Origin of the sequence: Pseudomonas xionganensis (genome assembly GCF_009763245.1) — a bacterium.
In the GTDB taxonomy this organism is placed as follows: Bacteria; Pseudomonadota; Gammaproteobacteria; order Pseudomonadales; family Pseudomonadaceae; genus Aquipseudomonas; species Aquipseudomonas xionganensis.
In genome coordinates, this window is sequence record NZ_WKJZ01000001.1 from 1,214,709 (window position 1) to 1,239,303 (window position 24,595).

Below are 24,595 nucleotides of genomic sequence, written 5' to 3' on the forward strand. Positions count from 1 at the left end.
CGCCCAGTTTCCTTATTGGAACTGGGCGTTTTTTATGGGCGAAAGTTATCTCTGCGGCATCATGCCGCAGCCGCGCACGCCGTGATTTGCAAGGTGTTGCGGGGCGGGTGGGGTGGTAATTACCTTGTCAGTAAAGGGGCTTTTCTTTACCATTCGGCAACTTTTTCTGCGATTTGAAACTTACCAAGTATAGGCCTGCTTAAAAGGCCATAAAGCTGATGGGAGACGACTGAATGAGCAATGACGGCGTGAATGCAGGCCGGCGTCGCTTTCTGGTAGCAGCCACCTCGGTGGTGGGTGCTGCAGGAGCGGTGGGTGCCGCGGTCCCGTTCGTGGGGTCCTGGTTCCCGAGCGCCAAGGCCAAGGCTGCCGGGGCACCGGTAAAGGTGAACGTCAGCAAGATCGAGCCTGGCCAGCAGATGGTGGCCGAGTGGCGCGGACAGCCGGTGTTTATCGTGCGCCGTACCGAGGAAATCCTCAGTAACCTGGGCAAGATCGAGTCGCAGCTGGCTGACTTCGATTCCCAGGCGTCCGAACAGCCCAGCTATGTCGATCCGAAGACCCGTTCGATCAAGCCGGAAGTGCTGCTGCTGGTTGGTCTGTGCACCCACCTCGGCTGCTCGCCCACTTTCCGTCCGGAAGTGGCCCCGGTCGATCTCGGCGCCGAGTGGGTAGGGGGTTACTTCTGTGCCTGCCACGGCTCGCGCTACGACCTGGCTGGCCGTGTGTACAAGGCGCAGCCGGCGCCTCTGAACCTGCCGGTACCGCCGCACAGCTACGAGTCCGATGACGTGATCATCGTCGGTGTGGATCAGGAGCAAGCCTAATGAGCAAATTCATGGAATGGGTTGACGCCCGCTTCCCCGCCACCAAGATGTGGGAAGACCATCTCTCCAAGTACTACGCACCGAAGAACTTCAACTTCTTCTACTTCTTCGGCTCCCTGGCCCTGCTGGTGCTGGTCAATCAGATCGTCACCGGCGTCTGGCTGACCATGAGCTATACCCCGTCGGCTGAAGAGGCCTTTGCCTCGGTCGAATACATCATGCGTGATGTGGAGTACGGCTGGATTCTGCGCTACATGCACTCCACTGGCGCCTCGGCGTTCTTCGTGGTGGTCTACCTGCACATGTTCCGCGGCCTGCTCTATGGCTCCTACCAGAAGCCGCGTGAGCTGGTGTGGATCTTCGGCATGCTGATCTACCTGATGCTGATGGCCGAAGCCTTCATGGGCTACCTGCTGCCCTGGGGCCAGATGTCCTACTGGGGTGCCCAGGTGATCATCTCGCTGTTCGGCGCCATTCCGGTCATCGGTGCGGACCTGACCCAGTGGATTCGCGGTGACTACCTGATCTCCGGCATCACCCTGAACCGCTTCTTTGCCCTGCATGTGGTGGCCCTGCCGATCGTGATTCTCGGCCTGGTGGTGCTGCACATCCTGGCGCTGCATGAAGTGGGTTCGAACAACCCCGATGGCGTCGACATCAAGAAGCTGAAGGATGAGAACGGCAAGCCGCTGGACGGCATCGCCTTCCACCCTTACTACACCGTGAAAGATATCGTCGGTGTGGTGGTGTTCCTGTTCGTCTTCTGCTTCGTGCTGTTCTTCTTCCCGGAGATGGGTGGTTACTTCCTGGAAAAGCCGAACTTCGAAGCGGCCAACCCGTTCAAGACCCCTGAACATATCGCTCCGGTGTGGTACTTCACCCCGTTCTACGCGATTCTGCGTGCGGTGCCGGACAAGCTGCTGGGCGTAATCGCCATGGGCGCCGCCATTGCCGTGCTGTTCGTGCTGCCCTGGCTGGACCGTAGCCCGGTCAAGTCGATGCGCTACAAGGGCTGGATGAGCAAGATCTGGCTGCTGGTGTTCTGCATCTCCTTCGTGATCCTGGGTGTGCTGGGCGTGCTGTCGCCGACTCCGGGTCGTACCCTGCTGTCGCAGGTGTGCACCATCCTGTACTTCGCGTATTTCATCCTGATGCCGTTCTACACCAGGATGGAAAAGACCAAACCGGTTCCGGAAAGGGTGACTGGCTGATGAAAAAGCTCTTTGCTGCATTTGTGATTGCTGCCCTGCCGGCTTTGGCCCTGGGTGCTGCCAGCAACTATCCGCTGGACAAGGTGGAAATCGATCTGCGCGACAAGGCTGCCCTGCAGGATGGCGCGCGCACGTTCGCCAACTACTGCATGGGTTGCCATGCTGCCCAGTATCAGCGCTATGAGCGGGTTGCCGATGACCTCGGTATCCCCCATGAAATCATGCTGGAGAACCTGGTCTTCACTGGCGTCAACATCGGCGACCATATGAAGATCGGCATGACCCCGGCTGATGCCAAGAAGTGGTTTGGTGCCGCCCCGCCCGACCTGACCCTGGTGGCTCGCGTGCGTGGCAACGACTGGCTGTACACCTACCTGCGCACCTTCTATGACGATCCGGCGCGCCCGATGGGTGCCAACAACAAGGTCTTCCCCAATGTGGGCATGCCGAACGTGCTGGTTTCCCTGCAGGGCAAGCAGTACCTGGGTTGCAAGCAGGTGCAGGTGGTCGAGGATGGCAAGAAGCAGTTCGACCCACTGACTGGCACGCCGATTACCCATGAGGCCTGCGATCAGCTGGTGGTCGAGCCGAACAGCGGCAAACTGACTGCCGAAGAGTTCGACGAGAAGATCAAGAATCTGGTGACCTTCCTCGCCTACTCGGCCAACCCGGTCAAGCTGGAGTCCCAGCGTATCGGGACCTATGTGCTGCTGTACCTGGCCTTCTTCTTTGTGTTTGCCTACCTGCTCAAGCGTGAGTACTGGAAGGACGTGCACTAAGCCGTTGCTGCTGTGTAGCTGACCTGCGCGCCCTATATGGGCGCGCAGGTTTTTCTGCACTGTCATTCCTGGCGGCACCTCTGTGGGGCCGTCGCAAGTGAAGTCGAAAATTGCTCAGGGCAATTTTTTTGCTTTCGATAAATCCAATACGCGAGGAGGATCGCCATGGCGGTAACCAATAGGTTGACCTGCTACTCCGACCCCGCCGACCACTATTCCCACCGCGTACGTATTGTGCTCGCCGAGAAGGGTGTCAGCGCCGAGATCACCGATGTGTTGCCGGGCAAGTACCCGTCTGCCTTGCTGGAGGTCAATCCCTACGCCAGCCTGCCGACTCTGGTGGACCGTGATCTGGCGCTCTACGAGTCGACAGTGGTCATGGAGTATCTGGATGAGCGCTATCCTCATCCGCCGCTGTTGCCGGTTTATCCGGTGGCACGGGCCAACAGTCGTCTGTTGATTCATCGTATTCAGCGTGACTGGTGTGCCCAGGTCGATCTGATTCTGGATCCGCGCAGCAAGGAGCCGGCCCGGGCCCTGGCGCGCAAGGAGTTGCGCGAAAGTCTGACTGGGGTTTCGCCCTTGTTTGCAGACAAGCCATACTTCCTCAGCGAGGAGTTGAGCCTGGTGGACTGCTGCCTGTTGCCGATTCTCTGGCGCCTGCCGGTGCTGGGCATCGAGTTGCCCAGGCAAGCCAAGCCGCTGCTTGACTATATGGACCGGCAGTTTGCCCGCGAGGCGTTTCGTGCGAGCCTGTCAGCCGTCGAACGTGATATGCGCTAGCCCCGGGAGGTTTAGATGAAGTCGAGTCGTCCTTATCTGGTCCGTGCGCTCTATGAGTGGATAGTGGATAACGACTGCACCCCACATTTGCTGGTCAATGCCGAATTCGCCGGTGTGCAGGTACCGGCCGGATTTGCCAGTGATGGGCAGATCGTGCTCAACGTATCGCCCAGCGCCGTGCGCCACCTGCATATGGATAACGAGGCGATCAGCTTCGAAGGGCGTTTTGCCGGGGTGCCGCAGAGCCTCTATATCCCCAGTGCTGCGGTGCTGGCCATCTATGCCCGGGAGAACGGCCAGGGCATGGTCTTCGAGGTGGAGTCCGGTGTTTTGGAGGCCGAGGAAATCGCCGAGCAGGATGATCAGGGACCGCCCGACAGTGAGCCGCCGCGTCCCAGTGGTCGACCCAGTCTGAAGGTGGTCAAGTAAGCTCTGGTCTGACGGTTACAAAGAAAACGGGCGCCCCTGGCGCCCGTTTTCTTTGTGCTGAAGTCTTGTTCAGTTGGTGTACTGGAACAGTCGCACGATCTTCTGCACCCCTGACACGCTCTGTACCAGTGCCGTGGCGTTGTTGGCTTCGGCTCGGGTGATCAGACCGAGCAGATAGACGATGCCATTCTCGGTAACGACCTTGATGCGGGTGGAGGGTACGTTGCTGTCGGCCAGCATCTGGGTCTTGATGCGGCTGGTCAGCAAGCTGTCATTGCTGCGCACCAGCAGCGAGGTGGGGCGGCCCACCTGCAGTTCGTTGTGTACCTTGCTCACGCCGCGAACCCGTTGCGCTGCCTGTGCAGCCAGGTCTTTGAGCTCTGCGCGCGGAGTCTGGCCGGCCAGCAGGATGACGCCGTTGTAACTGGTGACCACGATGCGCGATGTGGGGCTTGCCAGGTCGGCATGGGCGCGGCTGATGCTGTTGCTGACATCGGGGCCGAGGAACTGGTCGTCAATCTTGTTGCCGATGCTGCGGTTACCGCAGCCGGCCAGGATCAGGCTCAGGGCCAGGGTGACAAGGATCAGCGGTGTACGGGTCATTCTTCACTCCCAAACAGTTGGCTGTCGATCAGGTCGCACAGGCAGTGGATGGCCAGCAGGTGGACTTCCTGGATGCGTGCGGTGACTTTTGCCGGTACGCGGATTTCCACGTCTTCCGGTAGCAGCAGTGAAGCCATGCCGCCGCCGTCGCGACCGGTGAGGGCAACCACGGTCATTTCCCGGTCGTGGGCCGCCTGGATGGCCTGGATCACGTTGGCCGAGTTGCCGCTGGTGGAGATGGCCAGCAGCACGTCGCCGGGCTGGCCCAAGGCGCGAATCTGCTTGGAGAACACCTCGTTGTAGCTGTAGTCGTTGGCGATCGAGGTGATGGTCGAGCTGTCGGTGGTCAGGGCGATGGCCGGCAGGCTCGGGCGTTCACGCTCGAAGCGGTTGAGCAGTTCCGAGGAGAAGTGCTGGGCGTCGCCGGCCGAGCCGCCGTTGCCGCAGGTCAGGATCTTGCCTTCGCTGAGCAGGGCCTGAACCATGACCTGGCTGCCCTGTTCGATATAGGGCACCAGGACTTCCATGGCCTGTTGCTTGGTGTCGATGCTGGCTTGGAAGAGTTGACGAATGCGGGCTTGCATATCCATTGGGGAATGACCTTCAGTAGGGTGCCAGTTCAGGTGTCAAAGGCATTTTGAATCCAGTTCAGCCGTGGAGGTTCCATGGCGTCGATGGCAATTACATCGAAGCGACAGGGGGCGTGGGCCCAGCGCGGTTGTTGCTGCAGGAAGTGGCTGGCAGCGCGCGCCAGTTTCTCACGTTTGCGCGCATCTACGCTCTCTACCGCGCCGCCCCAGGCGCTATGGCGTCGATAGCGAACCTCGGCGAATACTACTGTAGTGCCGTCGAGCATGACCAGATCGAGCTCGCCAACCTTGCACCGCCAGTTCTGCGCCAGCAGGCGCAGCCCGTGCTGTTGCAAGTGTCGCAGGGCCAGGGCTTCGGCGGCCTGGCCGCTGGCTTGACTGCTGTATTCGTTCAAAGGCTGTGGTCGGGCAGGCGCAGCACCTGGCCGTCACGGAATTCGGCCCAGGGCAGCTGGCGCTGCACGCGCTGGTTCGGGGTGAGGCTCAGGTTGCCGGATAGACCGTCGATACGGCTTTCCGGCAGGGTTTTGAGCTGGTTCAGGCGTGGCGCCAGGCGATAGGCGTCGACACCCATGGCGTATAGTCGGCCCAGGCTGCCGGCGGCTTGCGGCCACTGGCTGCTGGCCTGCTGGCGCAGTGGGTCTTCGGCATTCAGCAGCCAGGGGGTTTCACAGAACTGGATGCCTTGCATGTCGAGCAGCTGCGCCTGGTTGTGGCTGCCGGTATAGAGGTGCGAGGTGGCGTAGACCGGTACGTCGCCGGCGTACTGGAAGGCCAGGGTCGGCTTGATCTGCTGGGCCTGCTGTGGGGTGGCGGCGAGGAAGATAAAGTCGACGTCGCGGCGCCGCGATGGGGCGGCGGCCACGCTGCTGCCCAGCGTATTCTGCAGGCGGCGGGCGCGGGCTTCACTCTGGCGTAGCTGGAACAGCTCGGCGATCTGCTTGGCCAGCTCCACGGGTTGATCGACATATTCGGCGCCGAGCAGGCTGCCGCCCTGGGCGTCCCAGTCCTGGCGGAAGGCGCTCAGGACCCGCTCGCCCCATTCGCCCTTCGGCACCAGGGCGACTGCGCGACGATGGCCGTCGGCCCAGGCGCGGCGCGCCACTTCCCGGGCCTCGTCTTCGGCAGCCAGGCCGAACTGGAACAGCTGGTTGGGGCCTTCCTGGCCGCCCTCGCTGTAGTTCAGGGCCAGGGTGGTGATGGGGAGCTGCTCGCGGTTGCTGAGTTGGTTGACCAGGGTTTTTTCCAGGGGACCGACCACCAGTTGTACGCCACTGGCCTGGGCCTGGCGGTAGAACTCGTCCAGCGAGCCGATGCGCGTGCTGTCGAACAGCTGGATGTTCGGCGGATTCTGCCCGGCCTGCTGGGCCTGGTAATGGGCCGCCAGGAAACCATCGCGCAGGGCGCGGGCGACACTCGCCAGCTGGCCGTCCTGAGGCAGCAGCAGGGCGATTTCCGTCAGTGGCTGGCTGGACAGCTTGCGCAGGTCGATCAGTGCCTGGGGCAGCTGTAATGCGGCTGGGTGATTCGGGTTCTGCGCCAGCCACTGCTCGATGGCTTGCTGCTGCTGTTCCAGGGTTGCGCCGCTTTTGGCGGTGCGGGCGAGGGCTAGCCAGCCGCTAAGGTCATCTCCCTGGGCAGTCTGCAACTGGCTGTCGGGCAGGGTGGAAACCAGGCTCCAGATACGTTCCTGGTTGTCCTGGGCGCTGGTGCCGCTCAAGAGTGGTGCGACGAATACGCGCTCGCGGGCGGCGGCCAGGGGCTGGTCGGTGGCTTCCAGGACGCGGGCGCGCACCAGCTGGCTGCGTACCTGCTGTGCCACCGGTAGCTCACTCAAGCGCTCGAAACTTGGGTGGGCAAGTGCGCGCAGGGCTGCTTTGGGTTTGCCGGCCGCCAGGTCCAGTTCGGCGCGCAGGGTGCTGGCGAATATCTGTTGGGCCGGCGGCAGGGTTTCCAGCGCGATCTGCTGCAGAACGGTGCTGGCGCGGGGAAGGTCGCCCTGCTGGTAGGCCAGGTCGGCGGCGCTCAGGCGCAGCAGTTGCGCCTGTGGCGAGGTGCTGTCTCCGGCCTGCTGCAGCATTTGTTCAATGCTGGCCTGAGGTGTGCGCGGTAGTTCACCCAGGGTCGATGAAGGGACATTGGCGCAGGCGGCAATCAGGCCGGCCAGGCAGGCGATGGAGAGGGGGCGCAGGCGGGCGATCATGTAAGCGTTCCTGATACTTGATCAAATGAGTGGCGAATTGTACCCAAGCCCGCCCCGTGGCGCGATGTCGAAGCTTGGAAACGGGCTACAATGCGCGCTTTGCTGATCTTGAGAGGCCTGTGCTGTGACCACTTCCACTGCTGCGAATGTGCCTTTGGGCAGTCTTTATGTGGTGGCTACACCCATTGGCAACCTGGATGACATCAGCGCCCGGGCGTTGAACATCCTGCGCAGCGTGGCCCTGATCGCCGCCGAAGACACCCGGCATTCGGCGCGTCTGCTGCAGCACTTTGGCATCGGCACACCGTTGGCGGCCTGCCATGAGCACAATGAGCGTGACCAGGGCGGGCGCTTTATCGCCCGTCTGCAGGCGGGCGAAGATGTGGCGCTGATTTCCGATGCCGGCACGCCGCTGATTTCCGATCCGGGCTACCACCTGGTGCGCCAGGCGCGTGCTGCGGGTGTGCCGGTGGTGCCTGTGCCGGGGCCTTGTGCCCTGATTGCCGCGCTGTCGGCGGCTGGGCTGCCGTCCGATCGATTTATCTTTGAGGGTTTTCTGCCGGCGAAGGCGGCCGGGCGTCGTGCGCGGCTTGAGCAGGTCAAGGAAGAGCCGCGGACGCTGATCTTCTATGAGGCGCCGCACCGCATTCTCGAATGCCTGCAGGATATGCAGTCGGTATTTGGTGACGAGCGCCCGGCGCTGCTGGCGCGTGAGCTGACTAAGACCTTCGAGACGCTCAAGGGCATGCCGCTTTCCGAGCTGGCCGCCTGGGTGGCGGCAGACGCCAACCAGCAGCGTGGCGAGTGCGTGGTGCTGGTGGCCGGCTGGCAGGCGCCGGAAGGTGAGGAGGCCGTCAGTGCCGAAGCCTTGCGGGTGCTGGATCTGTTGTTGGCAGAAATGCCGCTCAAGCGTGCCGCTGCCCTGGCGGCGGAGATCACCGGGGTGCGCAAGAATCTGCTCTATCAGGTGGCGCTGGAACGGCAGAAAGACGCTTGAGCTTGTTCTATTGAGCGCGGGCCGTTAACCTTGCCGGCGGAGAGTCGATCGGACAGTCGCTGCCTTCGCAAGAAGGGGGAGGAAAGTCCGGGCTCCATAGGGCGGAGTGCCAGGTAATGCCTGGGAGGCGCGAGCCTACGGAAAGTGCCACAGAAAATAACCGCCTAAGCGCTTCGGTGCCGGTAAGGGTGAAAAGGTGCGGTAAGAGCGCACCGCACGGCTGGTAACAGTCCGTGGCTAGGCAAACCCCACTCGGAGCAAGACCAAATAGGGTTCCATTGGCGTGGCCCGCGCTGGAACCGGGTAGGTTGCTAAAGGCGTGCAGTGATGTACGTCGTAGAGGAATGACTGTCCTCGACAGAACCCGGCTTACAGATCGACTCTCCACCTTCTCTTCTGCTTTACCTTCTCTCTAGTCCCTTTCTTTTTAATACCGAAAAAATCTTACTCTTAACAAATCACTTTAAGTTGTGGTTTTAGTGGTTTTGATTGTCTTGGCTTTTCCTTCCGATGTTGCGGCAAATTCTCTCTCCGGCGCCTGCCAAAGTTCTCTAAATTACCGCCCTGTAAGGATTTTTCCCCTGTGGCGCGCCTTGACGGTGGGGTGCGCGCGTTCCTATAGTGTGCGCGAGTGGTACGAAGTGGCAGAAAGTGGGTTTTTTAGGCATGGAAAGCTAGTTAAGAAAGGGGAAACGCTGTCGTGTTTCGCGGAGCTAACGCCATCAGTCTCGACGCCAAAGGGCGCCTCGCGATGCCGAGTCGGTATCGTGACGAGCTGGTTTCGCGTTGCGCCGGCCAGCTTATCGTGACCATCGATGCCATTGATCCCTGCCTCTGTGTCTACCCGCTGTCCGAGTGGGAGTTGATCGAAGCCAAACTGCGCGAGCTGGCCTCCTTTCGTGAGGAAAACCGGCGCTTGCAGCGTTTGCTGATTGGTAATGCCGTCGACCTGGAGCTGGATGCCAGCGGTCGTTTCCTGGTGCCGCCGCGGCTGCGCGAATACGCCAAGCTGGATAAGCGCGCCATGCTGGTCGGTCAGCTCAATAAATTTCAACTGTGGGACGAAGATGCCTGGAATGCCGTGGCTGATGCCGATCTGGCCGCCATCAAGCAACCGGGCGCATTGTCCGACGAACTACGTGACCTGATCCTGTGAACCAGACCAGCAGCTTTCGCCATATCACCGTGCTGCTCGACGAGGCCGTCGACGGCCTGGCCGTGCGCGCAGATGGCTGCTACCTGGACGGCACCTTCGGGCGGGGTGGGCATAGTCGCCTTATTCTCAGCAAGCTGGGGCCAGAGGGCTGCTTGCTCGGGTTTGACAAGGACCCACTCGCCATCGCGACAGGGCATCAGCTGGCGGCCGAAGATGGCCGCTTTGTCGTTGTGCAGCGCAGTTTCGCCGAGCTGGGTGAGGAGTGCGCGCAGCGCGGCCTGGCCGGCAAGGTCAGCGGCATTCTGCTGGATCTGGGGGTTTCCTCGCCGCAGCTTGATGATGCTGCCCGCGGTTTCAGCTTCCTCAATGATGGCCCGCTGGATATGCGCATGAACCCGGATGCCGGGATCAGCGCGGCGGACTTTATCGCCAGCGCCAGCGTCGACGAGATCGCCCGGGTGTTCAAGGAGTATGGCGAGGAACGCTTTGCCAAGCGCATGGCGCGCGCCGTGGTCGAGCGCCGGGCGCTGCAGCCCTTTACCCGCACTGCCGATCTGGCTGCCGTGCTGACCGAGGCCAACCCGGCCTGGGAGAAGGGCAAGAACCCGGCGACCCGTGCCTTCCAGGGGTTGCGCATTCACGTCAACAACGAGCTGGGTGACCTGGAGCGTGGCCTGCAGGCTGCCCTGGAAACTCTGGAAGTGGGTGGGCGTCTGGTGGTGATCAGCTTCCACTCCCTGGAAGACCGCATCGTCAAACAGTTTATGAAGCGTCAGGCCAAGGGCGAAGCGGACAAGTTGCCGCGCGATCTGCCGATCATCCCCAAGGCCTTCGAGCCGCGCCTGAAGCTGCTGGGCAAACCGCAGTTCGCTTCCGAAGCGGAGCTGGCGGCCAATCCGCGCTCGCGCAGCGCAGTCATGCGTGTGGCGGAGAAGCTGCGATGAGCGCGCTGTTCGCCAAACCTTTGCCCAAGGGCAGCCTGCTGATGCTGGTGCTGTTCCTGGCGCTGCTGGTTTCCGCCCTGGCGGTGTCCTACAGCGCTCACTGGAATCGCCAGTTGCTCAATGACCTGTATGCCGAATTGAGCGTGCGTGATAAGGCCCAGGCCGAGTGGGGGCGTCTGGTATTGGAGCAGAGCACCTGGACTGCGCATAACCGTATCGAAACCTTGGCCAGCGAGCGCCTGGGCATGCGCATCCCCGATGCCGGTGAAGTCCGTATGGTGGCGCCATGATCGGCCTCCAGGGTGCACTCTATCCCTGGCGCTTTCGCCTGGTGCTGCTGCTCCTGGCGTTGATGGTGGCGGCTATCGGTTGGCGGATTGTCGATCTGCAGGTGCTTGATAACGATTTTCTGCAGGCCCACGGCGATGCTCGCAGTGTGCGGCACATTCCGATTCCGGCCCATCGTGGCTTGATCACCGATCGCAATGGCGAACCTTTGGCAGTGAGCACGCCGGTGACCACGCTGTGGGCCAATGGTCGCGAACTGCAGGCGGCCAAGGCTCGTTGGCCCGAGTTGGCTACCGCGCTGGGGCAGGATCGCAAGAGCTTTACCGCGCGCCTGCAGGCCAATGCCAAGCGCGAATTTATGTACCTGGTCCGTGGCCTGACCCCGGAACAGGGGCAGCGCATTCTCGATCTCAAGGTGCCGGGTGTATATGGCATCGAAGAATTCCGCCGCTTCTACCCGGCTGGGGAGGTGGCCGCCCATGTGGTGGGCTTTACCGATATTGATGACCGGGGCCGCGAGGGTATGGAGCTGGCCTTCGAGGAATGGCTGGCCGGGGTGCCGGGCAAGCGCCAGGTGCTCAAGGACAGGCGCGGCAGTCTGATCAAAGATGTCCAAGTGGCACAGAACGCCAAGGCCGGCCGGGCCTTGGCGTTGTCCATTGACCTGCGCCTGCAATACCTGGCCCATCGCGAACTGCGTAATGCCGTGGCCGAGTTCGGCGCCAAGGCCGGCAGCCTGGTGCTGCTCGATGTGCAGACCGGCGAAGTGCTGGCCATGGTCAATCAGCCCACCTACAACCCCAACAACCGCCGCTCCCTGCAGCCGGCGGCCATGCGCAATCGCGCCATGATCGATGTGTTCGAGCCAGGCTCCACGGTCAAGCCCTTCTCCATCGCCGCAGCCCTGGCTTCCGGGCGCTGGCAGCCGGAATCCACCGTGGACACCGCGCCGGGCAGCCTGCGTATCGGTCGTTACACAATCCGTGACGTATCCCGCGGCGGCCTGCTCAACCTCACCGAGATCCTGATGAAGTCGAGCAACGTCGGCATCAGCAAGATTGCCTTCGATATCGGCGCCGAGCCCATCCACGCCGTGATGCAGCAGGTCGGTCTGGGCCAGGACACCGGTTTGGGCTTTCCTGGCGAGCGAGTCGGTACGCTGCCCAGTCATCGAGTCTGGCGTGAAGCGGAAACCGCGACCCTGGCCTATGGCTATGGCCTGTCGGTGACCGCCGTGCAACTGGCCCACGCCTATGCGGTGCTGGCCAATGACGGGCGCAATGTGCCGCTTTCAATGGTGCGACTGGATCGCCGGCCCGAAGCCACCCAGGTAATCGATCAGCAGATCGCCCAGACCGTCATTGGCATGCTCCAGGCCGTGGTGGAGGAGCCAGGCGGCGGCGGTGCCCGAGCCAAGGTGCCGGGGTATCACGTCGGCGGCAAGAGCGGTACTGCGCGCAAGGCATCTACCGGCAGCAAGGGTTATGTCGACAAGGCCTATCGCTCCTTCTTTGCCGGAGTGGCTCCCATCGATAACCCGCGCATCGCCGCCGTCATCATGATCGACGAACCCAGCGAAGGCGGCTATTACGGCGGCCTGGTTTCGGCCCCGGTATTTGGCAAGGTCATGGCCGGTGCCCTGCGCCTGATGAACGTTGCCCCGGACAACCTGCCCGAACCGCAGACTGCGGTGATCGAAAGCGCCAAAGGAGGGCGTATCTGATGCCCATGCCGCTTAATCAGTTGCTGCCCGAAGCAGCCAGTTCCCTGTTGATTCGCGAACTGACCCTGGACAGCCGCAAGGTGCGTCCGGGCGACCTGTTCCTGGCCGTGCCCGGCACCCAGCAGGATGGCCGTGTGCATATTGCCGATGCCATCGCCCGCGGCGCCGCCGCCGTGGCCTATGAAGCCGAAGGTGCAGCGGCCATGCATGCCCATAGCGCCGAACTGGTGGCCATCAAGGGCCTGGCCGGTCAGCTCTCGGCCATTGCCGGGCGCTTCTATGGCGAGCCCAGCCGTGGCCTGCAACTGATCGGCATTACCGGCACCAACGGCAAGACCAGCGTCAGCCAGCTGCTGGCCCAGGCCCTGGATCTGCTCGGCACCCGCTGCGGCATCGTCGGTACCCTGGGCAATGGCTTTTACGGCGCCCTGGCCCAGGGGCAGCACACCACTCCGGATCCTATTGGCGTGCAGGCGAATCTGGCCGATCTGCAGCATGCCGGCGCCCGCGCCGTGGCCATGGAAGTGTCGTCCCATGGCTTGCATCAGGGGCGGGTCGCGGCGCTGGCCTTCGATGTGGCGGTGTTTACCAACCTGTCCCGCGATCATCTGGATTACCACGGCGACATGCAGGCCTACGGCGAGGCCAAGGCCGCGCTCTTCGCCTGGGACAGCCTGCGTTGCCGGGTGATCAATCTGGATGACGCCTTTGGCCGCGAACTGGCTGCCCGTGAGCACGACTCGCGCCTGATCAGTTACAGCCTGGAGGATGCCGGCGCCTACCTGCATTGCCGTAATGCCCAGTTCGACGAGCAGGGCGTGCGTGCCACTCTGGTCACTCCGCGGGGTGAGGGCAGTCTGCGCAGCCCGCTGCTGGGACGTTTCAATTTGAGCAACCTGCTGGCCGTGGTCGGCAGTCTGCTGGGCATGGACTATCCGCTGGATGAGATCCTGCAGGTACTGCCGCGTCTGCAGGGGCCGGTGGGGCGCATGCAGCGCCTGGGCGGTGCCGGCAAGCCGCTGGTGGTGGTGGACTACGCCCACACCCCGGATGCCCTGGAAAAGGTACTGGAAGCCCTGCGCCCCCATGTCCAGGGTCGTTTGCTGTGCCTGTTCGGCTGCGGTGGTGATCGTGACAGCGGCAAGCGTCCGCTGATGGCCGCGGTCGCCGAGCGCCTGGCCGATGCCGTACTGGTCACCGACGACAACCCGCGCACCGAGGCGCCCGAGCAGATCGTGGCGGATATCCGCGCAGGCTTTGCCGCGCCGGACAAGGTGCAGTTTGTCCATGGCCGTGGCCATGCCATCGCCCAGCTGATCGCTGCCGCCCAGGCCGATGACGTGCTGGTGCTGGCCGGCAAGGGCCACGAGGACTATCAGGAAATCAACGGCGTGCGCCAACCCTTCTCCGACCTAGTGGAAGCCGGCAAGGCCCTGGCTGACTGGGAGGTGGCCCATGCTTAAGCCGCTGCTGCTCAGCCAGGTCGCAGGCCCGCTGCAGGCCCAGGTGATCGGCACCGATGTCGCCTTTGCCGCGGTCAGCACCGATAGCCGCAAGATCGAACCCGGGCAGCTGTTTATCGCCCTGGTCGGGCCGAATTTCGATGGCCATGACTACCTGGCCGAGGTCGCCGCCAAGGGCGCCGTCGCGGCCCTGGTGCAGCGCGAGGTGGTGGATGCGCCGTTGCCGCAGCTGTTGGTCAAGGATACCCGTCTGGCCCTGGGCCAGCTCGGTGCGCTGAATCGCCAGGCCTTCACCGCGCCGTTGCTGGCTGTCACCGGCTCCAGCGGCAAGACCACGGTCAAGGAAATGCTCGCCAGCATCCTGCGTGCCGGCCTGAATGGCCCGGTGCTGGCCACCCGCGGCAATCTGAACAATGACCTGGGTGCGCCTCTGACCCTGCTGGAACTGGCCCCTGAACACGTGGCCGGGGTGATCGAACTGGGCGCCAATCATGTCGGCGAAATCGCCTATACCGTGGGCCTGACCCGGCCCCAGGTAGCCATCCTCAACAACGCCGGCAACGCCCATGTCGGCGAGTTTGGCGGTCCGGAAAAGATTGTCGAAGCCAAGGGTGAAATCATCGAAGGCCTGCCGGCCGATGGCGTAGCGGTGCTCAATCTGGACGACAAAGCCTTCGGCATCTGGCAGCGCCGCGCTGGTAGCCGTGCGGTACGCAGCTTTGCCCTGAGCAATCCTGCGGCGGATGTCTATGCCAGCGATCTGACCCGCGATGCGCGCGGTTGCATGGCCTTTACCCTCAATTGCGCTGCAGGCAGTACGCCGGTGCAGCTCAATCTGCTGGGCGAGCACAATGTGGCCAATGCGCTGGCAGCGGCCACCGCCGCCCTGGCCGTGGGCATTAGCCTGGTGGCCATCCAGGCCGGTTTGCAGGCTGTGCAGCCGGTCAAGGGCCGTGTCGCCGCGCAGCTGACCGCCAAGGGGCTGCGAGTGATCGACGACAGCTACAACGCCAACCCGGTGTCGATGTGCGCCGCGGTGGATATTCTCGCCGGTTTCCCCGGGCGTACCGTGCTGGTGCTGGGGGATATGGGTGAGCTGGGCGAGTGGGCCGAACAGGGTCACCGCGAGGTCGGTCGGCATGCCGCCGGCAAGGTCTCTGCGCTGTATGCCGTGGGCCCGCTGATGAGTTACGCGGTCGAGGAATTCGGCGCTCAAGGCCGGCATTTCAAGGATCAAACCAGCCTGATCGAAGCCTTGGGCGCCGAGCAGGCCGGCACCACCATTCTAATCAAAGGATCACGCAGCGCCGCGATGGATAAAGTCGTGGCGGCGCTCTGTGGCACAGTCGGGGAGACTCAGTAATGCTGCTGCTGCTGGCCGAATACCTGCAACAGTTCCACAAGGGCTTCGCGGTCTTCCAGTACCTGACCCTGCGCGGCATCCTCGGCGTGCTCACCGCCCTGGCCCTGGCCCTGTGGCTGGGGCCCTGGATGATCCGCACCCTGCAGATCCGCCAGATCGGCCAGGCCGTGCGCAATGACGGGCCGCAGTCGCATCTGTCGAAGAAGGGCACGCCGACCATGGGTGGCGCCCTGATTCTCACCGCTATTGCGGTCAGCACCCTGCTCTGGGCCGACCTGTCCAATCGCTATGTCTGGGTCGTGCTGGCCGTGACCCTGCTGTTCGGCGCCATCGGCTGGGTTGATGATTATCGCAAGGTGATCGAGAAGAACTCCCGCGGCCTGCCGAGCCGCTGGAAGTATTTCTGGCAGTCGGTATTCGGCCTGGGCGCGGCCATCTTCCTGTTTATGAGCGCCCAGAGCCCAGTGGAAACCACCCTGATCCTGCCGCTGATCAAGGATTTCAGCCTGGAGCTGGGCCTGGGCTTTATCGTGCTGACCTACTTCGTCATCGTCGGTTCGAGTAATGCCGTGAATCTAACGGATGGCCTCGACGGACTGGCCATTCTGCCCACCGTGATGGTCGGCGGCGCCCTGGGCATCTTCTGCTACCTGTCGGGCAACGTGAATTTCGCCGAGTACCTGCTGATTCCCTATGTTCCGGGTGCCGGCGAGCTGATCATCTTCTGCGCCGCCCTGGTCGGCGCAGGCCTGGGCTTTCTCTGGTTCAACACCTATCCGGCCCAGGTCTTCATGGGTGACGTCGGCGCCCTGGCCCTGGGCGCGGCCCTGGGCACCATCGCGGTGATCGTCCGCCAGGAAGTGGTGCTGTTCATCATGGGCGGCATCTTCGTGGTGGAAACCCTGTCGGTGATCATCCAGGTGGCCAGCTTCAAGCTGACCGGCAAGCGCGTATTCCGCATGGCGCCGATTCATCACCATTTCGAACTCAAGGGCTGGCCTGAGCCGCGCGTGATCGTGCGCTTCTGGATCATCACCGTGATTCTGGTGCTGATCGGCCTGGCCACCCTGAAACTGCGTTGAGGACTGAGGATTTATAACAGCATGAGCCTGATCGCTTCCGACCAATTCCGCATCGTTGTCGGCCTCGGCAAGAGCGGCATGTCCCTGGTGCGCTTCCTCGCGCGCCAGGGCCTGCGCTTTGCCGTGTGCGACACCCGCGCGAACCCGCCGGAGCTGGAAGGTCTCAAGCGCGACTACCCAGAAGTGGAAGTGCGCTGCGGCGAGCTGGATGTGGAGTTCCTCTGCCGCGCCTCGGAGCTCTATGTGAGCCCGGGCCTGGCCATCAGCACCCCGGCCCTGGCTGAGGCGGCAGCCCGCGGTGTCAAGCTGTCCGGCGATATCGACCTGTTCGCCCGGTATGCCAAGGCACCGATCGTGGCCATTACCGGCTCCAACGCCAAGAGCACGGTGACCACTCTGGTCGGTGAGATGGCCGCTGCAGCCGGCAAGCGCGTGGCGGTGGGCGGCAACCTCGGTACCCCGGCTCTGGATCTGCTGGATGACAGCGTCGAGCTCTATGTGCTGGAGCTGTCCAGCTTCCAGCTGGAAACCACCCATCAGCTCAATGCCGAAGTGGCCACCTGCCTGAATATCAGCGAAGACCATATGGACCGCTACAGCGGCCTGCCGGCCTATCACCTGGCCAAGCACCGGATCTTCCGTGGCGCGCGTCAGGTGGTGATCAACCGTGATGACGCGCTGTCGCGTCCGCTGGTGGCCGATCAGCTGCCCAGCCTGTGCTTCGGCCTGGGCAAACCGGACTTCAACCGCTTTGGCCTGCTGGAAGAAAACGGCGAGAAGTATCTGGCCTATCAGTTCGCCGCGCTGCTGCCGGTGCGCGAGTTGAAGATCCGTGGCGCCCATAACCAGTCCAATGCCCTGGCTGCTCTGGCCCTGGGCCATGCCGTGGGCCTGCCGTTCGAGCCGATGCTGGCCACCCTGCGTCAGTTCAAGGGCCTGGCCCATCGCTGCCAGTGGGTTGGTGAGCGCGCCGGGGTGAGCTATTACGACGACTCCAAGGCCACCAACGTCGGTGCGGCCCTGGCTGCCATCGAAGGCCTGGGGGCGGATATCGCCGGCAAGCTGGTGCTGATCGCCGGTGGTGACGGCAAGGGCGCCGATTTCTCCGCGTTGAAAGCGCCGGTAGCCAGGTTCTGCCGCGCCGTGGTGCTGCTGGGGCGTGATGCCGAGCGTCTGGCCGAGGCACTGGGCGATGCTGCGCCGCTGCTGCGGGTGAAGACACTCGATGAAGCCGTGCAGCGCTGCAGCGAGCTGGCCGAAAGCGGCGATGCGGTTCTGTTATCGCCGGCCTGCGCCAGCCTGGACATGTTCAAGAACTTCGAGGAGCGCGGACGCCTGTTCGCCCAAGCCGTGGAGGCCTTGCACTGATGCTGAGCCTGCTGCGTATCTCGCCTTCGCCCCTCTTCAGCCGCCGTGGCGTGGATCTGGACTTCCCGCTGCTGGCCGGATGTCTGGCCCTGCTCGGCCTGGGCCTGGTGATGATCGCCTCGGCGTCGACCGAAGTGGCGGCGGTGAATGCCGGCAACCCGCTGTATCACATGATCCGTCACCTGATCTATCTGGTGATCGGCCTGGGCGCCGCCTTTGTGGTGATTCTGGTGCCTCTGGCGGTGTGGCAGCGTTTCGATTGGGTCTTGCTGCTGGCGGCCTTCGCGCTGCTGATCCTGGTGCTGGTGCCGGGCATCGGTCGTGAAGTCAACGGCTCCATGCGCTGGATTGGTTTTGGTGCCTTCAACGTGCAGCCCTCGGAGCTGGCCAAGCTGTTTGTGGTGGTGTTTCTCGCCGGCTATCTGGTGCGCCGGCATGACGAGGTGCGCGAGAGCTGGGCCGGTTTCTTCAAACCCTTCGTGGTGCTGCTGCCCATGGCCGGTCTGCTGCTGCTGGAACCGGACTTCGGTGCCACCGTGGTGATGATGGGCGCGGCCATGGCCATGCTGTTTCTCGGTGGTGTCGGCCTGCTGCGTTTTGGTCTGATGGTGGCCCTGGCGGTCGGCGCGGTATTCGTCCTGGTGCAGACCCAGGAATACCGCCTGCAGCGTCTGATCACCTTTACCGACCCCTGGGCTGACCAGTACGGCGCCGGCTATCAGCTGACCCAGGCGCTGATCGCCTTCGGCCGCGGCGAGTGGTTCGGCGTGGGCCTGGGCAACAGCATCCAGAAGCAGTTCTACCTGCCGGAAGCCCATACCGATTTCGTCTTCTCGGTGCTGGCCGAGGAGCTGGGCATGGTCGGTTCGCTGATCACTGTTGCGTTGTTCGTCTTCGTTACCGTGCGCGCCCTGTATATCGGCCTGTGGGCCGAGCAGGCCAAGCAGTTTTTCGCCGCCTATGTGGCCTATGGCCTGGCTTTTCTGTGGATCGGCCAGTTTCTGGTGAATATCGGCGTGAATGTCGGCCTGTTGCCAACCAAGGGCCTGACCTTGCCATTCCTCAGCTATGGCGGCAGCTCCCTGGTGATCTGCTGCGTCAGTCTGGCCATGCTCCTGCGTATCGAGTGGGAGCGGCGCACCAGCCTGGGCAGCGAGGAACTGGAGTTCGATGAAAGCGACTTTGCCGAGGAGGCGTCCCATGCGCGGTAATGTCGTGATCATGGCCGGAGGTACCGGCGGCCACGTGTTCCCCGCCCTGGCCTGTGCCAAGGAATTCAAGAATCGTGGTTACAGCGTGCACTGGCTAGGTACGCCCCGTGGTATCGAAAACGAGCTGGTGCCGGCCGCCGAGCTGCCGCTGCACCTGATCAGCGTCAGCGGCTTGCGTGGCAAGAGCAAACTGTCCCTGCTCAAGGCCCCGTTCCAGCTGGTCCGCGCCCTGCTGCAGGCGCGCAAGATCATGCGCGAGCTGGAGCCGGTGTGTGTGCTGGGCATGGGCGGCTATGTCACCGGCCCCGGCGGCCTGGCGGCACGCATGGCCGGTGCACCATTGATCATTCATGAGCAGAACGCCGTGGCCGGTACCGCCAACCGCAGCCTGGTGCCCTTCGCCAGCCGGGTCTGCGAGGCCTTCCCGAATACCTTCAAGGCATCTGCCAAGCGCCGCACCACCGGCAACCCGGTGCGCGAGGAACTGTTTCTGGAAACCCCGCGTGATGCCCTCGGCGTACGCCGGGTTCGCCTGCTGGTGCTGGGCGGCAGTCTGGGCGCCGAGCCGCTGAACAAACTGTTGCCCGAAGCCCTCAAGGCCATCCCCCTGGAGCTGCGCCCTGAAGTGTTCCACCAGGCCGGCAAGCAGCACGCCGAAATCAGTACGGAACGCTATCAGGCCGCCGGCGTCGAAGCGACCGTCGCGCCCTTTATCAAGGACATGGCACGGGCATACGCCTGGGCCGATCTGGTGGTGTGCCGGGCCGGTGCGCTGACCGTCAGCGAGCTGGCCGCCGCGGGTTTGCCGGCCTTCCTGGTGCCGCTGCCCCACGCCATCGACGATCACCAGACCCGTAATGCCGAATACCTGGCCAGTCAGGATGCCGCCATCCTGCTGCCGCAAGTTTCTACTGACGCCGCCAAGCTGGCCGCGCAGCTGACCGAGGTTCTGATGCATCCCGAAAAACTCAAGGCCATGGGCCGTACCGCCCGCAGCCTGGCCAAACCGGACGCCACCTGCGAGGTGGTCGATATCTGCCTGGAGGTGGCCCGTGGCTAAGTCTCCCGCCGCTGCACGCTCGGAAATCCGCCGCATGCGCCGTATCCGCCGCATCCACTTCGTCGGTATCGGCGGGGTGGGCATGTGTGGCATCGCCGAAGTGCTGCTCAACCTGGGCTATGAAGTGTCCGGCTCGGACCTGAAGACCTCGGTCGTCACCGAGCGCCTGGAAAACTTCGGTGCCACCATTTATATCGGCCACCGCGCCGAGAACGCCGAGCAGGCCGATGTGCTGGTGGTGTCCAGCGCCATCAACACCGCCAACCCGGAAGTGGCCCGCGCCATCGAGCGGCGCATTCCGGTGGTGCCGCGGGCTGAGATGCTCGCCGAACTGATGCGCTACCGCCACGGCATCGCCGTCGCCGGCACCCACGGCAAGACCACCACCACCAGCCTGCTGGCCTCGGTATTCGCCGCTGGCGGCCTGGACCCGACCTTTGTGATTGGTGGCCGGCTGAACGCTGCCGGCACCAACGCCCAGCTGGGCAGCAGCCGCTACCTGATCGCCGAGGCCGACGAGAGCGACGCCAGCTTCCTGCACCTGCAGCCCATGGTTTCGGTCGTGACCAATATCGACATGGACCATATGAGCACCTACGAGGGCGACTTCAGCAAGCTGAAGAAGACCTTCGTCGAGTTCCTGCACAACCTGCCGTTCTATGGCCTGGCGGTGCTCTGCGTGGACGACCCGATCGTGCGCGAGATTCTGCCCCAGGTGAAGCGTCCGACCCTGACCTATGGCTTCGGCGAAGATGCCGACGTGCGTGCGGTAAATATCAGCCAGAAGGGCATGCAGACCTTCTTTACCGTGCTGCGTAACGGCCGCGAGCCGCTGGACGTGTCGGTCAATATGCCGGGCAACCACAACGTGCTCAACGCCCTGGCCACCATCGCCATCGCCACCGACGAGGGCATCAGCGATGAAGCCATCGTCCAGGGTCTGTCCGGCTTCCAGGGGGTCGGCCGGCGCTTTCAGGTGTATGGCGAGCTGCCGGTGCAGGACGGTAGCGTGATGCTGGTGGACGACTACGGTCACCACCCCCGCGAAGTGGCCGCAGTGATCAAGGCCGTGCGCGGTGGCTGGCCGGAGCGGCGCCTGGTGATGGTTTACCAGCCGCACCGTTACAGCCGTACCCGCGACCTCTACGAGGACTTCGTGCAGGTGCTGGGCGAGGCCAATGTGGTGCTGCTGATGGAAGTCTACCCGGCCGGTGAAGAGCCGATCCCGGGCGCGGACAGCAAGCACCTGTGTCACAGCATCCGCCAGCGCGGTCAGCTCGATCCCATCTATATCGAACGCGGCGTCGACCTGGCGCCCATCGTCAAGCCGCTGTTGCGTGCCGGTGACATTCTGCTGTGCCAGGGCGCCGGTGACATCGGCGGCCTGGCCCCGCAACTGATCAAGCACCCGCTGTTTGTGGGGGAGGCGCAATGAGTCTGCATAGCACCCTCGATCCCAGAACCTTTGGCCGTGTTGCCGTGCTGTTCGGCGGCACCAGTGCCGAGCGTGAAGTGTCGCTGAAATCCGGCAATGCCGTGCTCGCCGCGTTGCAAGCCGCCGGGGTGGATGCCTTCGGTATTGATGTCGGCCCCGATTTCCTGCAGCGGCTGCTGGCCGAGAAAATCGACCGCGCCTTTATCGTGCTGCACGGCCGTGGTGGCGAAGACGGCAGCATGCAGGGCCTGCTCGAATGCGCCGGCATCCCCTACACCGGCAGCGGCATCCTGGCCTCGGCCCTGGCCATGGACAAGCTGCGTACCAAGCAGGTGTGGCAGAGCCTGGGCCTGCCAACTCCGCGCCATGCGGCACTGGCTTCGGTGGCCGACTGCGAAACGGCAGCCAGTGAGCTGGGCTTCCCGCTGATCGTCAAGCCGGCCCATGAAGGCTCCAGCATCGGCATGGCCAAGGTCGCCAGCCTGGATGAACTGATCAAGGCCTGGCAGGACGCCAGCCGCTACGACGCCCAGGTGCTGGTGGAGCAGGTGATTGTCGGCCCCGAGTTCACCATTGCCATGTTGCGCGGCCAGGTGCTGCCGCCCATTGGCCTGGGCACTCCGCACAGTTTCTACGACTACGACGCCAAGTACCTGGCCAATGACACCCAGTACCGCATTCCCTGCGGTCTTTCGCCCGAAAAGGAAGCGGAGCTCAAGGAACTCACCGCCCGCGCCTGCGAAGCGGTCGGCACCCAGGGCTGGGCCCGGGCCGACGTGATGCAGGATGCCGATGGCCAGTTCTGGCTGCTGGAGGTCAACACCGTACCGGGCATGACCGATCACAGTCTGGTGCCCATGGCGGCCCAGGCAGCAGGTCTGGATTTTCAGCAGCTGGTATTGGCCATCCTGGCCGACAGCCTTGAGGCAAGGGGTTAAACCATGGTCGCTCACTTGCGTCACCCGTCCGGCTCTGCCCGCGCCCCCGTGCGCGGCAAGCCGGCGCAGCGCGGCGCCAGCCGCCTGGTGGCCAAGGAGCCGATTTCCGTGCGGGCGCGTATGCCGCGGCCGAGTCTGGCCGGGCTCAAGCGGGTGGCCTGGCCCTTCCTGTTGCTGGGTCTGGGGCTGGGCGCCTATCAGCTGTCCGTGCGCCTGATGCCCTATATGGACCAACCGATTGCGCGGATCAGCGTCGAGGGTGAACTGAGCTACACCAGCCAGCAGGCCGTGCAGCAGCGTATTGCGCCCTATGTCAGCGCCAGCTTCTTTAGCGTCGACCTGCGTGCCATGCGTCTGGAGCTGGAGCAGATGCCCTGGGTTGCCCAGGCCCAGGTGCGGCGGGTATGGCCGGATCAGGTGCTGATCCGCCTGGAAGAGCAGTTGCCGATTGCCCGCTGGGGTGATGAGGCCCTGCTCAACAGCCAGGGCGTGGCCTTTGCTCCCAATCAGCTGGAGGCCTACCAGCATCTGCCCCAGCTGTACGGGCCCAAGCGTGCCCAGCAGAGGGTGATGCAGCAATACCAGGTGCTCAGCCAGATGCTGCGGCCCATGGGCTTTACCGTGTCGCGCCTGGAATTGCGCGAACGTGGCAGCTGGTTCCTCTCCACCGGGCAGGGCATCGAGCTGCTGCTGGGGCGGGATCATCTGGTGGAGAAAATGCGCCGTTTCAGTGCCATCCATGGCAAGGCACTGAAAGAGCAGCAAGCGAATATCGCGCGGATCGATCTGCGCTATGCCAACGGCCTGGCCGTGGCATGGCGCGAGCCGGTTGCGCCCACGGCGGCTGACACCGCTGTCGTGCAGTGAATCAGGAGAAGCAGGACTCATGGCAACTATGCAGAGCGGCAAGATGATCGTCGGCCTCGATATCGGCACCTCCAAGGTGGTGGCGCTGGTGGGTGAGGTGGGCGCAGATGGCCAGCTGGAAATCGTCGGCATCGGCACCCATCCGTCCCGCGGACTGAAGAAGGGCGTGGTGGTCAATATCGAGTCCACCGTGGCCTCGATTCAGCGCGCCGTGGAAGAGGCTCAGCTGATGGCCGGCTGCCGTATCCACTCGGCCTTTGTCGGGGTGGCCGGTAACCATATCCGCAGTCAGAACAGTCATGGCATCGTCGCCATCCGCGACCGTGAAGTCAGCAGTGCCGATCTGGAGCGTGTGCTGGAAGCCGCCCAGGCCGTGGCCATTCCGGCCGATCAGCGGGTGCTGCACAGCCTGCCCCAGGACTATGTGATCGATAACCAGGAAGGCGTGCGCGAACCCCTGGGCATGTCCGGCGTGCGCCTGGAAGCCAAGGTGCATGTGGTGACCTGTGCGGTCAATGCGGCGCAGAACATCGAGAAGTGCGTGCGCCGCTGCGGCCTGGAAGTGGATGACATCATCCTGGAGCAGCTTGCTTCCGCGTATTCGGTACTGACCGAGGACGAGAAGGAGCTGGGCGTGTGCCTGGTGGATATCGGTGGCGGCACCACCGATATCTGCATCTTCACCGAGGGCGCGATCCGTCACACCGCGGTGATTCCGATTGCCGGCGACCAGGTCACCAATGACATCGCCATGGCGCTGCGCACGCCGACCCAGTATGCCGAGGAGATCAAGATTCGTTATGCTTGCGCGCTGGCCAAACTGGCGGGCGTTGGCGAGACCATCAAGGTCCCCAGCGTCGGTGATCGGCCGCCCCGGGATCTGTCGCGACAGTCCCTGGCCGAAGTGGTCGAGCCGCGCTATGACGAGCTGTTTACCCTGATCCAGGCGGAACTGCGGCGCAGCGGCTATGAGGACCTGATCCCGGCCGGGATCGTTCTCACCGGCGGTACAGCGAAGATGGAAGGAGCCGTCGAGCTGGCCGAAGAGATTTTCCATATGCCGGTACGCCTGGGCGTGCCCCACAGTGTCAAGGGACTGGCCGACGTCGTGCGTAACCCCATCTATTCCACAGGCGTGGGCCTGCTCATGTACGGACTGCAAAAGCAGACCGACGGCAGCGCCATGTCTGCATTCGGCAATTACGGCGAAGAACCCAAACAACCTGTTCTGGAACGGCTCAAGCGCTGGGTCCAGGGCAATTTCTGATTTTTGCG

Annotated in this window: 24 protein-coding genes and 1 other RNA gene; 21 read left to right on the top strand and 4 right to left on the bottom strand. The window is 63.5% G+C overall.

What is annotated here, in order from left to right:
- Positions 1–233 precede the first annotated feature (233 nt).
- The 5 genes from petA (at position 234) to GJV18_RS05530 (ending at position 4,029) form a co-directional block, all read left to right on the top strand.
- Positions 234–827, top strand: coding sequence for a ubiquinol-cytochrome c reductase iron-sulfur subunit (gene petA, locus GJV18_RS05510; protein ID WP_160343700.1), 594 nt, complete (start codon positions 234–236; stop codon positions 825–827).
- The gene (locus GJV18_RS05515) at positions 827–2,038 is read left to right on the top strand and encodes a cytochrome b (RefSeq protein ID WP_160343701.1); all 1,212 of its coding nucleotides are present in this window, start codon (positions 827–829) and stop codon (positions 2,036–2,038) included. The genes petA and GJV18_RS05515 overlap by 1 nt, the downstream gene beginning before the upstream one ends.
- Positions 2,038–2,817: a cytochrome c1 gene (locus tag GJV18_RS05520; RefSeq protein ID WP_160343702.1), complete on the top strand. Its 780-nt coding sequence runs from the start codon at positions 2,038–2,040 to the stop codon at positions 2,815–2,817. Before GJV18_RS05515 ends, GJV18_RS05520 begins: the two co-directional genes overlap by 1 nt.
- A gap of 165 nt (positions 2,818–2,982) precedes the next feature.
- Complete coding sequence (locus GJV18_RS05525; RefSeq protein ID WP_160343703.1) at positions 2,983–3,600, top strand: glutathione S-transferase N-terminal domain-containing protein; 618 nt, start codon at positions 2,983–2,985, stop codon at positions 3,598–3,600.
- A gap of 15 nt (positions 3,601–3,615) precedes the next feature.
- On the top strand, positions 3,616–4,029 hold the full coding sequence (locus GJV18_RS05530) for a ClpXP protease specificity-enhancing factor (protein ID WP_160343704.1): 414 nt from the start codon (positions 3,616–3,618) through the stop codon (positions 4,027–4,029).
- A 69-nt stretch (positions 4,030–4,098) separates the two neighbouring features.
- Here GJV18_RS05530 and GJV18_RS05535 read toward each other — a convergent pair whose 3' ends face one another.
- Genes GJV18_RS05535 through GJV18_RS05550 form a run of 4 tightly spaced genes read right to left on the bottom strand, consistent with a single transcriptional unit; the run spans position 4,099 to position 7,425 of the window.
- Positions 4,099–4,632 carry a BON domain-containing protein gene (locus GJV18_RS05535; protein WP_160343705.1) on the bottom strand — a complete coding sequence of 178 codons (534 nt, stop codon included), beginning with the start codon at positions 4,630–4,632 and terminating at the stop codon, positions 4,099–4,101.
- Complete coding sequence (locus tag GJV18_RS05540) at positions 4,629–5,222, bottom strand: phosphoheptose isomerase (RefSeq protein ID WP_160343706.1); 594 nt, start codon at positions 5,220–5,222, stop codon at positions 4,629–4,631. Before GJV18_RS05540 ends, GJV18_RS05535 begins: the two co-directional genes overlap by 4 nt.
- 29 nt (positions 5,223–5,251) lie before the next feature.
- Positions 5,252–5,617 (bottom strand): YraN family protein, encoded by a 366-nt coding sequence (locus tag GJV18_RS05545; protein WP_160343707.1) that lies wholly within the window; start codon positions 5,615–5,617, stop codon positions 5,252–5,254.
- On the bottom strand, positions 5,614–7,425 hold the full coding sequence (locus tag GJV18_RS05550) for a penicillin-binding protein activator (protein WP_160343708.1): 1,812 nt from the start codon (positions 7,423–7,425) through the stop codon (positions 5,614–5,616). Before GJV18_RS05550 ends, GJV18_RS05545 begins: the two co-directional genes overlap by 4 nt.
- Before the next feature lie 148 nt (positions 7,426–7,573).
- Between GJV18_RS05550 and rsmI the strand changes: the two genes are divergently transcribed.
- The 16 genes from rsmI (at position 7,574) to ftsA (ending at position 24,587) form a co-directional block, all read left to right on the top strand.
- Positions 7,574–8,422, top strand: coding sequence for a 16S rRNA (cytidine(1402)-2'-O)-methyltransferase (rsmI, locus tag GJV18_RS05555; protein ID WP_160345997.1), 849 nt, complete (start codon positions 7,574–7,576; stop codon positions 8,420–8,422).
- A 40-nt stretch (positions 8,423–8,462) separates the two neighbouring features.
- An RNA gene (gene rnpB, locus GJV18_RS05560) (RNase P RNA component class A) lies at positions 8,463–8,810 on the top strand.
- A 312-nt stretch (positions 8,811–9,122) separates the two neighbouring features.
- Positions 9,123–9,578: a division/cell wall cluster transcriptional repressor MraZ gene (mraZ, locus tag GJV18_RS05565; protein WP_160343709.1), complete on the top strand. Its 456-nt coding sequence runs from the start codon at positions 9,123–9,125 to the stop codon at positions 9,576–9,578.
- Complete coding sequence (gene rsmH / locus GJV18_RS05570; protein WP_160343710.1) at positions 9,575–10,522, top strand: 16S rRNA (cytosine(1402)-N(4))-methyltransferase RsmH; 948 nt, start codon at positions 9,575–9,577, stop codon at positions 10,520–10,522. The genes mraZ and rsmH overlap by 4 nt, the downstream gene beginning before the upstream one ends.
- Positions 10,519–10,812, top strand: coding sequence for a cell division protein FtsL (gene ftsL, locus GJV18_RS05575; protein ID WP_160343711.1), 294 nt, complete (start codon positions 10,519–10,521; stop codon positions 10,810–10,812). Before rsmH ends, ftsL begins: the two co-directional genes overlap by 4 nt.
- A complete protein-coding gene (locus GJV18_RS05580; protein ID WP_160343712.1) occupies positions 10,809–12,533 on the top strand; it encodes a peptidoglycan D,D-transpeptidase FtsI family protein in 1,725 nt (574 codons plus the stop codon). Before ftsL ends, GJV18_RS05580 begins: the two co-directional genes overlap by 4 nt.
- Positions 12,533–13,996, top strand: coding sequence for a UDP-N-acetylmuramoyl-L-alanyl-D-glutamate--2,6-diaminopimelate ligase (gene murE, locus GJV18_RS05585; RefSeq protein ID WP_160343713.1), 1,464 nt, complete (start codon positions 12,533–12,535; stop codon positions 13,994–13,996). The genes GJV18_RS05580 and murE overlap by 1 nt, the downstream gene beginning before the upstream one ends.
- On the top strand, positions 13,989–15,359 hold the full coding sequence (locus GJV18_RS05590) for a UDP-N-acetylmuramoyl-tripeptide--D-alanyl-D-alanine ligase (RefSeq protein ID WP_160343714.1): 1,371 nt from the start codon (positions 13,989–13,991) through the stop codon (positions 15,357–15,359). The genes murE and GJV18_RS05590 overlap by 8 nt, the downstream gene beginning before the upstream one ends.
- Positions 15,359–16,441 carry a phospho-N-acetylmuramoyl-pentapeptide-transferase gene (mraY, locus tag GJV18_RS05595; RefSeq protein WP_160343715.1) on the top strand — a complete coding sequence of 361 codons (1,083 nt, stop codon included), beginning with the start codon at positions 15,359–15,361 and terminating at the stop codon, positions 16,439–16,441. The genes GJV18_RS05590 and mraY overlap by 1 nt, the downstream gene beginning before the upstream one ends.
- Positions 16,442–16,462: 21 nt before the next feature.
- Positions 16,463–17,809 carry a UDP-N-acetylmuramoyl-L-alanine--D-glutamate ligase gene (gene murD, locus GJV18_RS05600; protein WP_160343716.1) on the top strand — a complete coding sequence of 449 codons (1,347 nt, stop codon included), beginning with the start codon at positions 16,463–16,465 and terminating at the stop codon, positions 17,807–17,809.
- Positions 17,809–19,020 (top strand): putative lipid II flippase FtsW, encoded by a 1,212-nt coding sequence (gene ftsW, locus GJV18_RS05605; protein WP_160343717.1) that lies wholly within the window; start codon positions 17,809–17,811, stop codon positions 19,018–19,020. Before murD ends, ftsW begins: the two co-directional genes overlap by 1 nt.
- Positions 19,010–20,080, top strand: coding sequence for an undecaprenyldiphospho-muramoylpentapeptide beta-N-acetylglucosaminyltransferase (gene murG / locus GJV18_RS05610; RefSeq protein ID WP_160343718.1), 1,071 nt, complete (start codon positions 19,010–19,012; stop codon positions 20,078–20,080). The genes ftsW and murG overlap by 11 nt, the downstream gene beginning before the upstream one ends.
- A gap of 34 nt (positions 20,081–20,114) precedes the next feature.
- On the top strand, positions 20,115–21,515 hold the full coding sequence (gene murC / locus GJV18_RS05615) for a UDP-N-acetylmuramate--L-alanine ligase (protein WP_218572048.1): 1,401 nt from the start codon (positions 20,115–20,117) through the stop codon (positions 21,513–21,515).
- A complete protein-coding gene (locus GJV18_RS05620; protein WP_160343720.1) occupies positions 21,512–22,453 on the top strand; it encodes a D-alanine--D-alanine ligase in 942 nt (313 codons plus the stop codon). Before murC ends, GJV18_RS05620 begins: the two co-directional genes overlap by 4 nt.
- Before the next feature lie 3 nt (positions 22,454–22,456).
- Entirely contained in the window at positions 22,457–23,320 is an 864-nt protein-coding gene (locus tag GJV18_RS05625) for a cell division protein FtsQ/DivIB (RefSeq protein ID WP_160343721.1), read from the top strand.
- A 19-nt stretch (positions 23,321–23,339) separates the two neighbouring features.
- A complete protein-coding gene (gene ftsA, locus GJV18_RS05630) occupies positions 23,340–24,587 on the top strand; it encodes a cell division protein FtsA (RefSeq protein ID WP_160343722.1) in 1,248 nt (415 codons plus the stop codon).
- Positions 24,588–24,595: the final 8 nt, after the last annotated feature.

Coding starts and splice junctions, on each gene's coding strand:
- petA (WP_160343700.1), top strand. CDS start 234: ATGAGCAATGACGGCGTGAATGCAGGCCGGCGTCGCTTTCTGGTAGCA.
- GJV18_RS05515 (WP_160343701.1), top strand. CDS start 827: ATGAGCAAATTCATGGAATGGGTTGACGCCCGCTTCCCCGCCACCAAG.
- GJV18_RS05520 (WP_160343702.1), top strand. CDS start 2,038: ATGAAAAAGCTCTTTGCTGCATTTGTGATTGCTGCCCTGCCGGCTTTG.
- GJV18_RS05525 (WP_160343703.1), top strand. CDS start 2,983: ATGGCGGTAACCAATAGGTTGACCTGCTACTCCGACCCCGCCGACCAC.
- GJV18_RS05530 (WP_160343704.1), top strand. CDS start 3,616: ATGAAGTCGAGTCGTCCTTATCTGGTCCGTGCGCTCTATGAGTGGATA.
- GJV18_RS05535 (WP_160343705.1), bottom strand. CDS start 4,632: ATGACCCGTACACCGCTGATCCTTGTCACCCTGGCCCTGAGCCTGATC.
- GJV18_RS05540 (WP_160343706.1), bottom strand. CDS start 5,222: ATGGATATGCAAGCCCGCATTCGTCAACTCTTCCAAGCCAGCATCGAC.
- GJV18_RS05550 (WP_160343708.1), bottom strand. CDS start 7,425: ATGATCGCCCGCCTGCGCCCCCTCTCCATCGCCTGCCTGGCCGGCCTG.
- ftsL (WP_160343711.1), top strand. CDS start 10,519: ATGAGCGCGCTGTTCGCCAAACCTTTGCCCAAGGGCAGCCTGCTGATG.
- GJV18_RS05580 (WP_160343712.1), top strand. CDS start 10,809: ATGATCGGCCTCCAGGGTGCACTCTATCCCTGGCGCTTTCGCCTGGTG.
- murE (WP_160343713.1), top strand. CDS start 12,533: ATGCCCATGCCGCTTAATCAGTTGCTGCCCGAAGCAGCCAGTTCCCTG.
- GJV18_RS05590 (WP_160343714.1), top strand. CDS start 13,989: ATGCTTAAGCCGCTGCTGCTCAGCCAGGTCGCAGGCCCGCTGCAGGCC.
- mraY (WP_160343715.1), top strand. CDS start 15,359: ATGCTGCTGCTGCTGGCCGAATACCTGCAACAGTTCCACAAGGGCTTC.
- murD (WP_160343716.1), top strand. CDS start 16,463: ATGAGCCTGATCGCTTCCGACCAATTCCGCATCGTTGTCGGCCTCGGC.
- ftsW (WP_160343717.1), top strand. CDS start 17,809: ATGCTGAGCCTGCTGCGTATCTCGCCTTCGCCCCTCTTCAGCCGCCGT.
- murG (WP_160343718.1), top strand. CDS start 19,010: ATGCGCGGTAATGTCGTGATCATGGCCGGAGGTACCGGCGGCCACGTG.
- murC (WP_218572048.1), top strand. CDS start 20,115: ATGCGCCGTATCCGCCGCATCCACTTCGTCGGTATCGGCGGGGTGGGC.
- GJV18_RS05620 (WP_160343720.1), top strand. CDS start 21,512: ATGAGTCTGCATAGCACCCTCGATCCCAGAACCTTTGGCCGTGTTGCC.
- GJV18_RS05625 (WP_160343721.1), top strand. CDS start 22,457: ATGGTCGCTCACTTGCGTCACCCGTCCGGCTCTGCCCGCGCCCCCGTG.
- ftsA (WP_160343722.1), top strand. CDS start 23,340: ATGGCAACTATGCAGAGCGGCAAGATGATCGTCGGCCTCGATATCGGC.